At 40.7% G+C, this 14,853-nt stretch carries 12 protein-coding genes; 6 read left to right on the top strand and 6 right to left on the bottom strand.

Annotated features, from left to right (window positions below; all coding sequences use genetic code 11):
* The first annotated feature begins 1 nt into the window (after window position 1).
* From odhB to H5181_RS12015, 4 genes are all read left to right on the top strand, one after another.
* On the top strand, window positions 2–1,198 hold the full coding sequence (gene odhB, locus H5181_RS12030; RefSeq protein ID WP_182751133.1) for a 2-oxoglutarate dehydrogenase complex dihydrolipoyllysine-residue succinyltransferase: 1,197 nt from the start codon (window positions 2–4) through the stop codon (window positions 1,196–1,198).
* Window positions 1,199–1,273: 75 nt separating this feature from the next.
* On the top strand, window positions 1,274–2,440 hold the full coding sequence (gene sucC / locus H5181_RS12025) for an ADP-forming succinate--CoA ligase subunit beta (protein ID WP_182751132.1): 1,167 nt from the start codon (window positions 1,274–1,276) through the stop codon (window positions 2,438–2,440).
* Complete coding sequence (sucD, locus tag H5181_RS12020) at window positions 2,440–3,312, top strand: succinate--CoA ligase subunit alpha (RefSeq protein WP_011637795.1); 873 nt, start codon at window positions 2,440–2,442, stop codon at window positions 3,310–3,312. The genes sucC and sucD overlap by 1 nt, the downstream gene beginning before the upstream one ends.
* Before the next feature lie 132 nt (window positions 3,313–3,444).
* Complete coding sequence (locus H5181_RS12015; protein ID WP_182751131.1) at window positions 3,445–4,371, top strand: AEC family transporter; 927 nt, start codon at window positions 3,445–3,447, stop codon at window positions 4,369–4,371.
* Window positions 4,372–4,453: 82 nt separating this feature from the next.
* On the opposite strand, the gene fur is transcribed toward H5181_RS12015, so the two are convergent.
* Window positions 4,454–4,885: a ferric iron uptake transcriptional regulator gene (fur, locus tag H5181_RS12010; RefSeq protein WP_041413604.1), complete on the bottom strand. Its 432-nt coding sequence runs from the start codon at window positions 4,883–4,885 to the stop codon at window positions 4,454–4,456.
* Window positions 4,886–5,243: 358 nt separating this feature from the next.
* On the opposite strand from fur, the gene cobB reads away from it, so the two are divergent.
* Window positions 5,244–5,966: a Sir2 family NAD+-dependent deacetylase gene (gene cobB, locus H5181_RS12005; RefSeq protein ID WP_182751130.1), complete on the top strand. Its 723-nt coding sequence runs from the start codon at window positions 5,244–5,246 to the stop codon at window positions 5,964–5,966.
* A gap of 31 nt (window positions 5,967–5,997) precedes the next feature.
* Window positions 5,998–6,444 carry an AAA family ATPase gene (locus H5181_RS12000; protein WP_182751168.1) on the top strand — a complete coding sequence of 149 codons (447 nt, stop codon included), beginning with the start codon at window positions 5,998–6,000 and terminating at the stop codon, window positions 6,442–6,444.
* A gap of 133 nt (window positions 6,445–6,577) precedes the next feature.
* Here the strand turns inward: H5181_RS12000 and H5181_RS11995 are convergent, their stop codons facing one another.
* The 5 genes from H5181_RS11995 to H5181_RS11975 form a co-directional block, all read right to left on the bottom strand.
* Complete coding sequence (locus tag H5181_RS11995; protein WP_182751129.1) at window positions 6,578–8,677, bottom strand: bifunctional 2',3'-cyclic-nucleotide 2'-phosphodiesterase/3'-nucleotidase; 2,100 nt, start codon at window positions 8,675–8,677, stop codon at window positions 6,578–6,580.
* A 432-nt stretch (window positions 8,678–9,109) separates the two neighbouring features.
* Entirely contained in the window at window positions 9,110–11,293 is a 2,184-nt protein-coding gene (locus H5181_RS11990; RefSeq protein WP_182751128.1) for a M3 family metallopeptidase, read from the bottom strand.
* 237 nt (window positions 11,294–11,530) lie between these two features.
* Complete coding sequence (locus tag H5181_RS11985; RefSeq protein ID WP_011637788.1) at window positions 11,531–11,926, bottom strand: phosphate ABC transporter substrate-binding protein; 396 nt, start codon at window positions 11,924–11,926, stop codon at window positions 11,531–11,533.
* A gap of 11 nt (window positions 11,927–11,937) precedes the next feature.
* Window positions 11,938–13,161, bottom strand: coding sequence for a hypothetical protein (locus H5181_RS11980; RefSeq protein WP_182751127.1), 1,224 nt, complete (start codon window positions 13,159–13,161; stop codon window positions 11,938–11,940).
* Between the two features lie 79 nt (window positions 13,162–13,240).
* Window positions 13,241–14,743 (bottom strand): methyl-accepting chemotaxis protein, encoded by a 1,503-nt coding sequence (locus H5181_RS11975; RefSeq protein ID WP_310734283.1) that lies wholly within the window; start codon window positions 14,741–14,743, stop codon window positions 13,241–13,243.
* Between the last annotated feature and the right edge of the window lie 110 nt (window positions 14,744–14,853).

Genomic DNA, 14,853 nt, shown 5'->3' with positions numbered 1-14,853 from the left:
CATGAGTATCGAAATTAAGGTACCCGTATTACCAGAATCTGTTGCTGATGCAACTATTGCTACTTGGCATGTTAAACCTGGCGAACAGGTTACTCGTGATCAAAACTTAGTTGATATCGAGACAGACAAAGTTGTGTTAGAAGTGGTAGCACCAGAAGACGGTTCAATTTCTGAATTGTTATTCCAAGAAGGCGATACCGTTTTAGGTGAGCAAGTGATTGCTAATTTTGTCGCTGGTGTTGTGTCTGGCCAAGAAGTGACTAAAGCTGAAGCGTCAGGGCCTGCTGCCGTGGCAACAACCGAAGCTGCTTCTGATGAATCTAATGATGCATTAAGCCCATCTGTTCGTCGTGTGATTGCAGAACATAATCTTGATGCCAGTAAAATTAAAGGTTCTGGTGTGGGCGGACGTGTAACTAAGGATGATGTAGATGCATTCCTTAAGTCAGCTCCTGCTAAAGCCGCTGCACCAGCTGCTCCTGTGGCACCGTTAGAAGGTCGTAGTGAGAAGCGTGTACCAATGTCACGTCTTCGTAAAACTATCGCAAAACGTCTTTTAGAAGCGAAAAATTCAACGGCAATGTTAACTACGTTTAACGAAGTTAACATGAAGCCAATCATGGATATTCGTAAGCAGTACCAAGACATTTTCGAAAAACGCCATGGTATTCGTTTAGGCTTTATGTCTTTTTATATCAAAGCTGTGACAGAAGCGCTAAAACGTTTCCCAGAAGTTAACGCTTCTATTGATGGTGATGACATTGTTTATCATAACTATTTCGACATCAGCATCGCTGTATCAACGCCTCGTGGTCTGGTAACACCAGTACTACGTGACACTGATACCATGAACTTAGCTGAAATCGAAAAAGCAGTACGTGAATTAGCCATTAAAGGCCGTGACGGTAAATTATCGGTTGCAGACATGACTGGCGGTAACTTCACTGTGACTAACGGTGGTGTTTTCGGTTCACTCATGTCTACGCCAATTTTGAACCTGCCACAAAGCGCAATCTTAGGCATGCATGCCATTAAAGATCGCCCAATGGCAGTCAATGGTCAGGTTGAAATCCTGCCTATGATGTACCTAGCACTCTCTTACGACCACCGTATTGTTGATGGTCGTGAGTCAGTTGGCTTCTTAGTCGCGATTAAAGACTTCTTAGAAGATCCAACTCGTCTGCTACTTGATCTGTAAGTAGGTAGATAAACCCTCGTCGCTGGCTCATATTGAGCCAGTTGGATTTGATTAGAAGTATATGGATAGATCATCATGAATTTGCATGAGTATCAGGCAAAATCTTTATTTGCCGAATATGGTTTACCAGTCTCTGAAGGCTTTGCATGTGATACTGCTCAAGAAGCAGTAGAAGCAGCTGGTCACATTGGCGGAAACTTATGGGTTGTTAAGTGTCAAGTACACGCAGGCGGCCGTGGTAAAGCAGGTGGCGTTAAAGTTACCGGTAATAAAGACGAAATCAGAGCATTCGCTGAAAACTGGTTAGGTAAGAACTTAGTAACGTACCAGACTGACGCTAAAGGTCAGCCAGTTGCTAAAATTCTAGTTGAAAGCTGTACTGACATCGCTAACGAATTGTACCTAGGTGCAGTAGTTGACCGTAGCACTCGTCGCGTTGTGTTTATGGCGTCGACTGAAGGTGGTGTTGATATCGAAACTGTGGCTGAACATACGCCAGAGCTTATCCACACAGCTATCATTGATCCGTTAACAGGTCCTCAAGCTTTCCAAGCTCGTGATCTTGGCTTCAAGTTAGGTTTAAACCCAACACAAATGAAGCAGTTTACTAAGATCTTTATGGGTCTAGCGAACATGTTCAATGACCATGATTTTGCATTATTAGAAATCAATCCGCTTGTTATCACCACTGAAGGTAACCTTCATTGTTTAGATGGCAAAATTGGTATTGATGGCAACGCATTATTCCGTCAGCCTAAAATTAAAGCAATGCATGATCCATCACAAGATGATGCTCGTGAAGCGCATGCAGCTAAATTTGAATTAAACTATGTTGCTTTAGACGGTAACGTAGGTTGTATGGTTAACGGTGCCGGCCTAGCAATGGGTACAATGGACATCGTAAATCTACACGGCGGCAAGCCAGCTAACTTCTTAGACGTTGGCGGCGGAGCAACTAAAGAACGTGTTGCTGAAGCATTTAAGATCATTCTTTCTGACAGCAATGTTAAAGCAGTATTGGTTAACATCTTCGGTGGTATCGTGCGTTGCGATATGATCGCTGAAGGTATTATCGGTGCGGTTAAAGAAGTTGGCGTTAAAGTGCCAGTAGTTGTACGTCTTGAAGGTACTAACGCCGAATTAGGTCGTGAAGTATTGGCTAAGTCTGGTCTTGATATCATCGCGGCTACAAGTCTTACTGACGCGGCTGAGCAAGTTGTTAAAGCTGCGGGAGGCAAATAATGTCTGTTTTAATTAACAAAGATACCAAGGTAATCTGTCAAGGTTTCACTGGTGGTCAGGGTACTTTCCACTCTGAGCAGGCGATTGCTTATGGCACGCAAATGGTTGGTGGTGTTTCTCCTGGAAAAGGTGGTCAAACTCACCTAGGTCTTCCAGTGTTTAACACTGTTAAAGACGCTGTAGCAGCAACCGGTGCAACTGCAACTGTTATCTACGTACCAGCTCCTTTTTGTAAAGACGCTATCCTTGAAGCAATCGATGCAGGCCTTGAGCTAATCGTTTGTATTACTGAAGGCATCCCTACACTTGATATGCTTCAAGTGAAAGTGAAACTTGAAGAAACTGGCGTTCGCATGATCGGTCCTAACTGCCCAGGTGTTATCACTCCTGGTGAATGTAAGATTGGTATTATGCCTGGTCACATTCATTTACCTGGAAAAGTCGGTATTGTTTCTCGCTCTGGTACATTAACGTACGAAGCGGTTAAGCAAACTACTGATGAAGGTTTCGGCCAATCTACTTGTGTAGGTATCGGTGGCGACCCAATTCCTGGCACTAACTTCATCGACGTATTGGAAATGTTCCAAAACGATCCACAGACTGAAGCGATTGTTATGATCGGTGAAATCGGTGGTAATGCTGAAGAAGAAGCAGCTGCTTATATCAAAGCACACGTAACTAAGCCTGTTGTATCTTACATTGCTGGTGTTACTGCACCAGAAGGTAAGCGCATGGGCCATGCTGGCGCAATTATCGCTGGCGGTAAAGGTACTGCTGAAGATAAGTTTGCTGCTCTAGAAGCTGCTGGCGTTACGACTGTTCGCTCTTTAGCTGACATTGGTAAAGCACTGCGTATCAAAACAGGTTGGTAATTATACCTTCTTGATAAAAAGGCGCTTAGGCGCCTTTTTTATTGGTTTTTCTTCATTTTTTCAAGCGGTTATATTTAATAGTATTTTAATAGACAATCTGTTGCGATTCCTTTAATTCTTTGCAAGGTAATTATGGCCATCATCAGCATTATTTTCCCCTTAATTTTTATGGTGTTATTAGGCTATGTATTAACCCGAGTTGGATTCTTTAACAAAGAACACATTACTGGGATAAGCAGGTTCACTTTTTACGTCAGTATCCCGGCATTTCTATTTATCAATATGCTCGCAGCACCGTTGGCGCAAAGCATAGACCCATTTGCACTGCTAGCTTTTTATTTACCAGTGTTGTTAGTGTTTTCTATAGGTTACCGAATTAATCGCCTCTTTAGTCCAATAGCGCTGCAGGGGCGTGATGCCAGTGCGGTATTCGCGTTGGGTGCCAGTTATTCCAATACGGTATTGGTAGGTTTACCCATTATTATCGCTGCATTAGGCCCAGCAATGATTGGGCAGGTATTTATGATCATTACTTTTCATAGCGCCACCTTGTTTGCTCTGACTTTTGTCTTAGCGGCACGAGCGCAGCCTCAAGGTTTCTCGTGGCGACGGTTTGCTCGCTCTATGGTACTTAATCCGGTAGTAATGAGTATTGGACTAGGCATTTTGGCTAATGCGTTAAGTATTAACTTGGGACAACAATTAGATGATGGTTTAGCGCTATTAGCTAAGCCCGCTTTGGCGTGTGCATTGTTTGTGCTAGGTGCTAATTTAAGTTTTTATCGTATAGGTGAACATTGGCGTTTAGCCTTAATGGCTAGTTGTTTAAAAATTATTTTATTGCCAGCATTAGTTTATATTATGGCGCAGTTTGTATTTGAGCTAACCACATCAAGCACTGCGATGTTGGTGTTGCTCAGTGCTTCTCCGCTTGGCGTCAACGCTTATCTTATTGCCACTGAACTTAAACAGCATGAATCGACTTTGGGTAGCACAGTAGTATTATCGACCTTGTTATCAGTGTTTAGTTTTAGCCTATGGCTTACATTATTGATTTAAGTAAACTCTGAAAGCTTATGATAAATGTTAGCCAACAAACAAACCAGCAAATTTGCTGGTTTGTTTGTTGCTCACATACAGACTATTCGTCAGCGTGATCACAAGTATCATTGGTACAATGACCATAAAGGTACAAGCTATGGTGAGTCAGCTTGATGTTATGACGCATTGCAATTTCATCCTGGCGACGTTCAATCACGTCGTCAGAAAACTCAATCACTTTATCACAGGTTAAACACACTAAATGGTCATGGTGTTGTTGAGTCGACATTTCAAACACCGCTTTACCACTTTCAAAATGATGACGATTTAGAATGCCCGCATCATCGAACTGGTTTAATACTCTGTATACAGTTGCAAGGCCAATTTCCTCACCTATTTCGAGTAACTTCTTATATAAGTCTTCCGCACTGATATGCTGGTTATCTGGGGATTGCATCAGTTCTAGAATTTTAACTCGCGGCAGGGTTATTTTTAATCCGGCTTTTTTGAGTGCTTGATTTCCATCTGTCATTGCTAATCTCTTGATTGCAGAACCAATCGGTTCATCGGTGGATATTCTAATCATTATATGTCTTGAGTCTAAAAACATAAACCTCTTAAGCTGCTTTATCAACCTATATAGAGGATATTTAGTAAAACAGTCACTTAAGCTGATAGTATTTGTTATGGATCGCACAATAAGCTTACTTATACTAAGGGATTATTGTGCCTATTCTGTTATCCGATATCATTATCAAATCTATAACATGAATTTTATGTGAATTTTTAGACCGTCTAATGACAACATTTTGTAACCTGAGCACTTATTTTTGATATGGTATTAAAAGTCATTACATTTTATTTTACATCATCACAATAAAGGACAAACAATGTACCGGCAAATTGTAGTGCTGACCGGCGCAGGTATTTCAGCTGAGTCGGGTATGAGCACATTTAGAGATCAGCATGGCTTGTGGGAACAGCATCATATTGAAGATGTTGCCACCCCAGAAGGCTATGCAAGAGATATAGAATTAGTTGAGCGTTTTTATAATAGCCGCTGGCAACAATTACACAATGATGATGTCATTCCCAATGCAGCACATTTAGCACTAGCTAAACTTGAAACAAAATTTACGGGTGAATTGCTAGTAATAACCCAAAATGTTGATGATTTACACGAGCGTGCGGGTTCTAAACGATTACTGCATATGCACGGCGAATTAGCAAAAGGTCGATGCCCACAATCGCTACAAACCTTTGTATTACGTGAACCCTTCGGTGTTGATAATTGCTGCACCTGTTGCATACCCGGGAAACGCCTGCGGCCACATATTGTGTGGTTTGGTGAAATGCCTTTTGGTATGGACAGAATTCACGATGCCTTAGATCACTGTGACTTATTTATTGCGATTGGTACATCGGGTACGGTTTACCCTGCGGCAGGTTTTGTCGATAGTGCGAATCACCACGGTGCTCAAACCGTAGAGGTTAACCTTGATCCTGCAGACCGTCATAGCCAGTTTCAATATCATTTTACCGGTAAAGCGGGTGCTCTCTTACCTAAGTTAGTCGACGATATTCTAGCGGGTAAGGTGATTGGTAGTGAGTGAAGCATTATTAGAGCAAGCCGTTAGTGACGTGATGCCGACAAAGCTGGCGATTATTATGCGTGGTTTACCTGGCAGTGGTAAATCTTATTGGGTTGAACAATTTATTACTTCTCAAGGCATTGAGCAGGCGATTCATATCCGTCAGCATGGCCTGTTCTCTACAGACCGCTATTTTTATCAACAGGGGCAGTACCGCTTTAATCCGCAAAAAATCGGCCAATATCATCAGACTAATTTAACGGCTTTTATTCAGGCGTTGGCGCGTAAAGAACCGATAGTTATTTGTGATAATACTAATATCGCGAAATGGGAGTTTATGGCTTATGAAGCCGCTGCAAAAGCGTTAGGCTATCAAGTTAAAGTGGTATTGGTTGGGCAGCCAGGTAACGACCAACATCAACAGCTTTGTGTGCAACGAAATCAACATCAAGTTTCATTGGTGCATATTCAAAAAATGGCGCAGTTGTTTGAAGAGTAGTAACGTGGAAGTGATTTGTTAAATGGTTAAATGATAGTTACAGTATTTAAGTTGTGTGGCCATATTTCAGGACTGAGTAATAAAAATAGAAAAGGCGCATAAAGCGCCTTTTTTGCATTTAGTCCGCGAGTAATTACTTCGCAGCAACAGGTGTAGTTAGATCGATGCTATAAATCGCAAAGCCAGCTACAACATCAGCTGTTTTAGGTAACTTCACCATTTTACGTTGTTGATTATCAGCAACAAACTTGTCAGCAACATCGCTGTCTTGGGTTTCAAAACGAATGTCTAATGCAACAGTCGCATTATCAATAGTTTTAAAATCCCAGTTGTAATCAGCTGATGGATCAACCATAGCATCATATCCACCAGTCGCATTTGGTTGTGATTGCTCAGTAATATAAGCTGATAATGCATCACGGTTGGTATCTGGCAGTTCTAGCACTACGTGGTCAGAACCGGTACCCGCAAATGAACCACCAAAAGCACGGTAGTTATTTGAAGCCACAACAAACGACATCGCTGCTAATTCATCACCCGTAATAACCGTTCCGTCAGGTGCTGTGTATGCTAAGTCAACAATACGATTTGCATTAGCGTTAACGACAGCACAGCTTCGGTCAAACTTAGTGGGTTGAGTTACATCAATCTTGTAAGTTAGGCCATCAATAACGTCGAAGTTATAAGTTGGGTGACCTGCGCGATTAATCAAATTTTGTGGAGCACTGACGCTTGGGTCAATTTGATTAAACTGGTTGGCTGAACATTCTAACCAATCTTTTAGTTCCGCACCGGTAGCTTTAACTGCAACCATAGTATTTGGGTATAGGTATAAGTCAGCAGCGTTCTTATACGAAAGGTCGCCAGCATCAACTTGTACATATTGGCTTGCATCTCCTTCAGCATAACGTCCACCGGCTTTAAATGGTGCCGATGCTGACAAGATTGGCAAATCTTTTAGATCATCAGTAATTAATGTTTTAACACGCGCTATTTGAGCATTAGATACAATCTGAACCGTTGGATCATCTTGAACTAACGTTAAAAAGCTGTACATGTTAGCGGCAGCAACCCCAATGGGTTGGCTAACATATTCAATAGTACCATTGTGTTCAATTTCAATTGCATCACGTAAGCTAGCTTCACCTTCAACCAATGCTACTTTATTAGTATTGTCGTAAATTGGGCGTGCTTTAGCCGTTGATTCTTCATGAATTACGGTCCATTTTCCTTCTACTTGGCGTACAACTAAGTCAACGACACCTAAGTTATCACCCCAGCGGCCAGGCATTACGGCAGGAACGCCATTCAATAAACCTTTGTCTACGTCAGTATTGGGTAAGTCGCTGTAAGTTGCAGATGGGAATACAGAGTGGCTGTGACCAAAGAAAATTGCATCAATGCCATCGACGTTGGTTAATGCATAGGTTGCGTTTTCTGCCCATGGGTCGCCAGGATTTTCACTTGAACCAATACCTGAATGCGGAATGGCTAAAATAATATCAGCACCTTCTGCTTTCATTTGTGGCACAAATTTATTCGCCGCTTGAACAATGCCTAATACTTCAACTTTACCGTCTAAGTTAGCTCTATCCCATTGTAAAATTTGTGGTGGTACAAAGCCGATGTAACCAATTTTTATTGTATGTTCATTACCATCAACATCGGTAACGACTTTGTCTTTAATAATATACGGTGTGAACATGTTTTCACTGAATAATACATCATCCCAGCAACCATCTTTATCAGCACAAATTACGTTAGCATTAATATAAGGGAAGTTTGCACCGTCTAACGATTGCTCAAGGAATGATAATCCGTAGTTAAATTCGTGGTTACCAATGTTACCAACTTCATAATCAAGCGTATTCATCGCTTTGTAAACAGGGTGAGTATCGGTAAGCATGTTGCTTTCAGTTTTGAATTTATTAGCAATATAGTCGCCCATAGGGCTACCTTGTAATAAATCGCCATTATCGACCAGTACAGAGTTTGTGACTTCAGCACGTGCAGCATTAATTAGACTGGCAGTACGCACTAGGCCGATAGTCTTATCTTCTTTGCCTGAGTAATAGTTGTAATCCATCATATTAGTATGAAGATCTGTGGTTTCCATTACACGTAACTTAATATCAGCAACGACAATATTTTCTTGCTTGTCGTCATCTGAATTACAACCACCTAGCCCCAGTGCGGCAGCGATGACAACAGCAAGTATTTTTTTATTTAACATATTTTACTCTCTATATTTATTTGACCCCGAGGCGTATTTTTATTTTATGCCTCTTACGTAGTGTTAACGATCCTTAACTATTTTGATAATAAAATGAAAACACCGCGGAGATTATAAGCATAAGATATGAATAAATTGTGATGTAACGCTAAATTAATATGATTAATGAGTGCGTTCGTGCAATTAATAGGCGTAAAAGGTGATAAAAAGCCGACAAGCTATTAATACGTTTCATGTAAATTTTTTGTGTGTTTGATAAGGATTGATATTAATGGATGTAATATGAACTTGTTTTATGATTTGGTATGAATAGAATTTATACCTTTAAATACTTAGAGTCTGTTTACCAGGAAGTAAATATCCATATTAAATTTGGCAATATTAACAATGGCTGTCGAAGCCATTGTTAATATCATCATTCAATTTTTAATATTAAAGTTTTTCTTTTAATAAACCTCTGCTACGTAATAGCGGTTCAATACCTGCATCCTTACCTCTAAATTGTTTGTATAATTCCATCGGATCTGCACTGCCGCCTTTGGATAAAATACTATCACGGAATTTTTGAGCTGTTTTTGGATCAAAAATTCCATTTTCTTTAAACGCTTCGAAAGCATCAGCACCTAAAATATCAGACCAAAGGTAACTGTAGTATCCAGCCGAATAACCGCCTGCAAAAATATGCGAGAAGTATGTGCTGCGATAACGAGGGGCTATTTGGCTAATTAAGCCCATTTTATTTAATGAGGCCAATTCAAACTCTTTCGCATCGCGTAGTTTGCTATCTTTAAGAGAATGCCAATCTAAGTCTAAGTAAGTGGCAGCCATATATTCGACAGTGGCAAAACCTTGATTAAATTGGCTAGCGGCTTGAATTTTACTTATTAAAGATTGGGGGATAATTTCACCCGTTTGATAATGCTTTGCAAATTGTGATAATACTTCCGGCTGTGTCATCCAGTTTTCCATTACTTGGGATGGAAACTCAACGTAATCACTTGGTACGCTAGTACCGGATTGAGAACGGTAAGTCACATTAGAAAGTATGCCGTGCAATGCATGTCCAAATTCGTGAAACAGAGTACTGGCTTCGTCAAATGTCAGTAGTGCTGGCTCATTACCTGCTGGGCGAGGGAAGTTAAGTACGTTAACCACAATCGGCTTTGATTCTACTCCATTCATATTATATTGTTGACGGTATACGTTCATCCACGCGCCGCCTCGCTTACTTTGACGGACAAAATAGTCGCCCATAAATATAGCGAGCAAGCTACCGTCTTTATCATAGACTTCCCAGGTACGAACATCTGGGTGATACTTGGGCAAATCCGTACGTTCTTTGACAGTAATGCCATATAAACGATTAGCGGTATAGAATACCCCTTTCAAGGTACTCTCAAGTGAGAAATAGGGCTTAGTTTGCTGTTCATTGAAACTGTATTTAGCGACGCGAATTTTATCTGAATAATACCACCAATCCCATGCTTCAATGGTCAAATCGGTACCTTGGGTATCGACTAGCGCTTGCATGTCTGCCACTTCACTTTTAGCCTGCTTTAATGCAGCTGGCCACACTTTATCTAATAGAGCATAGACATTCTCTGGGGTCTTAGCAGTGCGAGATTCAAGTACAAAATGAGCATGAGATTGATATCCCATAAGCTGAGCTCGTTGTGAACGTATTGAGGCTATTTTGGCGAGAATCTTTTTATTATCGAATTCATTGTCATTATTTGCTTGAGCAAGGTAAGCCTTAAATAGGGTTTCACGCAGTTTTCGATTATCAGCGTAAGTCAAAAATGGGGTCATTGATGGGCGATGAGGAGTAAAAATCCATTTACCTGGATGACCCAGTTTTGTAGCTTTACGAGCTGCAGTGTCCACCACATCTTGTGGTAAACCGGAAAGGTCTTCTTGGTTGTCAATGATGAGTTGAAAGCCATTGGTTTCAGCTAATAAATTATCGCCAAAAGTAAGGCTTAACTTACTAATTTGTTCATTTAAACCTCGGAGGGTAATTTTATCTTCTGCTGATAAATTTGCTCCGCCTCGGGTGAATGATTTGTATGTATCTTCCAGTAATTTTGCCTGTGCAGTATTCAAGGACAAGCTATTACGTTGTTCATGTAAAGTTTTTACTCGTTGAAACAGCATTGGATTTAGGAAAATATCATCTTGTGATGACGATAGTTTAGGTGAAATCTGTTTGGATATAGCTTGTAACGCATCGTTAGTGTCTGCGCCCGCCAAATTAAAGAATACGTATGATACTCGGGTTAGTAAATCGCCCGAAAATTCCATTGCTTCAATCGTATTTTCAAAAGTTGGGGGCTGAGGATTATTTGCGATAGTACTAATTTGCTCTTGCAGCTCAGTCATTCCAGCTTCAAAGGCTGGGATATAATCATCGGTTGTAATATTGGCAAAATCAGGGATTTCAAAAAATGTACCGTAAGGTTTAAAAAACGGATTATCAGCATGTTGTTGTTCTATTTGTGCAGCTGTTAATGGCGTGGGGTCATTGGTCGTTTGGGATACGGTTGACATGGAGCAGGCATTTAGTGCAAATATTACCGCGATGCTGGCGAAAAGGGGTTTAAGGGGTATGCCCTTCATATCTTGTCCTCTTTTGTTTATTGTCTGAATAAGCGGGTTTTGATGAATTATTGGGTATGGATTGTTATATGTTGATATTAATTTTACACATTATTAACATAAGGTTTTTGATTTGTTTGTAACAAAAAAACCGAGCAATCACAATAATTGCTCGGTTTATGCTTTGGTTTATCATCAAAAAAATCGGTGGTTATCTTTCCACACTATTGATGCATGCAAATCACAGGATCATTATCTTTATGGTTTAATAATGACTTTAACTGTGGCATCAACGTCTGCTTCATCAATGTAGCCAATGGCATTTGGATTACTTGCAATTGCAGATTTCATCGCTGCAGCACCAGAAACCGCAGGTGGTGGAGTACCTTTACCGGTAAAGACTTGCTTAGACCAAAATGCTTTTAGTTGTGCATCAGACTTACCTGTAACAGCTTGATGAAACTCACTGCGAATAGGATTGCCTTCTTCTAATTCGTAAACGACGACCGAAGAGTTGCCTTTGCCTAAAAAAGCTTTTTTAACGTCATTAATTGAAATGTCTGCAGCAGCAGGATTACCAATAACAACTACAGCAGCGTTAGCGGAGGTAACAGCGGTTAAACTTAGTGCTAAAATAGTTAGTAACTTTTTCATTATCATACTCCTTAAAATACTGCGTCGAATTTAACGGTGTAAATCAAGGTGTCATCATAAGTAAACTTACCTGTTGATGTGTCGATGCTGTTGCCCGTGAATCCACCTGAAGTGTCACCAAAATCTTCAGCATAAGTGACATCAAATTTTATCGCGACGTTATCAATAGCATCCCAACGTAAACCAATACTGTAAGCCATGCGCTCAGCATTAAATGCAACCATTTGAATTGCAGTCGCTGTTGATAGTGGCAGACGCTCATCATTATCTTGAGTCTTCATGTATGCAACTGTAGCGTAAGGTGTGAATTCCTTAATACGGTAGCCCAGCGTTAAGTAACCAGAATCAGTGTCAGGGTAAGCGTTATCAATTTCTGAGCGAGTCCATTCAGTAATAGCAATCACTTCACCATTGTCGTAACTTGCACCCACCCCAACGAATGAACCTTTCTCATCATTAAGTTCTAATACGGTATAGTTAGCTTGAGTATTTACACCTGCGGCTAAAGGCACTGTTACTTCTGAGACAATTGGACCATCTAATTTGGCTTGTGCATATACAGCACGTAAAGTCCAAATTTCATCAGTCCAACTTACGTTAGCACCCATAAGGTTGCTTAATTCAACCGCTGAGTTTTTAACGTCGGACTCACCACCAAATGCTTGCATTGTTAGTGTTGAGTCATCGTATTCCACATCATAAGAAACACCTGCACCAGTGTAAGATGAAAACGGGATGGTACCGTATACTTCTTGTGGTGGGCGCGCGAAAGGCTGTGCATATCCAACATCTAAGTAATCAGAGTACATAAATAAAGGCACACGCAGTTTACCGCCACGAATCTTAACGCCGTTGTCAAAGCGATGGGATAAATAGGCCCATTCAGCTTCAACTTCCCAGTCGTATTTACCGCGCATCATTAGCTGTAATACTGCTTGAGTATTGTCAGAAATGTTAAATGTCCCTTGTAGACCTAATTTACTGTCTTCGCTAAAGTTAGCACTCGAATCAGCATTATTGTAGCCAGCATCATTATCAGAGCTGATATAGGCTCCGCTAATAAACCCGTTAAATTGGACCTTGTCGGCTAGGCTTGCATTTTGCTGCGCCTGCAACGTTTGTACCTGCTGCTCTAGTTTGGCAATTTTAGCATCAGCGGCTTCATCTGCCACTGCTAAACTTGGGACTATCGCCATTGATATCGCAACGGATAATATTTTTAAATTAAATTGCATGGTGTTACTCCTTGATCATCACTCATATGCCCTTTGGGCTTATATTTTTGGTTTTTTGGTACTGCATTTACAATCAATCTCATACCTTAAATTGACTGGTAATAGATTGAAGTCTTTCACTTACATTTTGAATATCGACACTAATACCGCCCATATCCGCAGTCGTTACTCTGACTTTTTGTGAACCGACTTCCATTTCAGTTACATATTGCTGGATCAACACTGAAGTTGTATGTTGCTCCTCGGTAGCAGCCGCAATTTGGTCATTAACTTCTGATATTGCACTTACTTTTTCTGTAATACGCTGTAACGCTTCACCGGCTAAAGAGGCTGATTTAACCCCTATTGCAGCAGTGTTAATACCACGAGCCATCGCGTCAACGGCTTGCTTAGAGGTTGAGCGTAATTCTTGTAGCACTTGTTGGATTTCTTGAGTTGAGGTTTGTGTTCTAGAGGCCAATGTTCTGACTTCATCGGCAACTACTGCAAACCCACGCCCATGTTCACCAGCACGCGCTGCTTCAATAGCAGCGTTAAGGGCCAGTAAATTTGTCTGATCTGCAATACTTCTGATTGTGTCTAATATGTCATTAACGTTGTGGGTATATGCGTCTAATTGATTAACGACAGCCGCAGTTTGCTGTACTTCTTCAGCCAGGGTATTAATAGTAATAATGGCTTCATTAACAATGATCCCGCCTTGTTTTGCTTCAGTGTTGGCATTTTCTGCTTCAAGTGCCGCACTTGAGGCGTACTCAGCAATATGAGTGACACTGACAAACATTTCTTTCATTGCCTGCGATATCTGCTCAATGGCTTCATTTTGTTGCTGCACATTGAGTTCACTGTATTGACTACCACTGAGTAACGTTGCAGCTACTTCGGTTAAATGTTCAGTGGTATTCTTTGTATCGGCAATAGAAGATTGAAGTTTAGACACAAATTGATTAAACCAGTAAACCAACTGAGCAATTTCATCTTTACCTGCATAGTGGATCTGCGACCGAAGATCGCCTTCACCCTCAGAAATATTGCGCAAAGACTGAGTCACATTGTCTATGGTATTAATAATGGAGCGATTAACGAGTAGCCCCATAATCACCATTAGCAACGTCGCAATAACACCTATGAGTAAAACGCTATTTTCTGCCTGGTTTGAGCTCGTAATAGTTGCTTGAATACTCTGTTGAAATTGTTCAGATAAAATCGATTTCTTTTCAGAAAATTGTTCAACCAATAATTGATATCGTTTAGCATTTTCCGCCGCCTGACGTTGAATTTTACTAAAGTCGACATCATCTTTAATAAACTCAGCAGCTAAACTGCGAGCATTATTATAGTAGAGGTTTACGTCCTTATTAAGTTGTCGAGTTACATTGGTTTCTTGGGGCTGTAAATCGACGAGCTGACGTAAGTTAGCTGATATTTGCAACACCATAGTATTGGCAACATCTAGTGCATCTTCTTCGCCTGTTGTAATAGCCGATTGGATCGTTTGATCTAATTGTAATATTAAGCCTTGATTCACCGTAGCAAGATTTAACGCAGGATAAAGTTGATTCTGAAGCTGAGGGATCCCCACGAATTTAATAGGATGCTTGTGGGTCCCTTACTAAATTTTGAAGCATCTTAATTGCTGACATCCAATGCCATTTCAACAGCTTCAAATTCTTATCCTTGTAGGCTCTCAAG

This window comes from Shewanella sp. SG44-2 (genome assembly GCF_014164215.1).
GTDB classification, from domain to species: domain Bacteria; phylum Pseudomonadota; class Gammaproteobacteria; order Enterobacterales; family Shewanellaceae; genus Shewanella; species Shewanella frigidimarina.
Note: the sequence above shows the minus strand (reverse complement) of the source record. Positions and strands in the feature narration are given on the sequence as shown.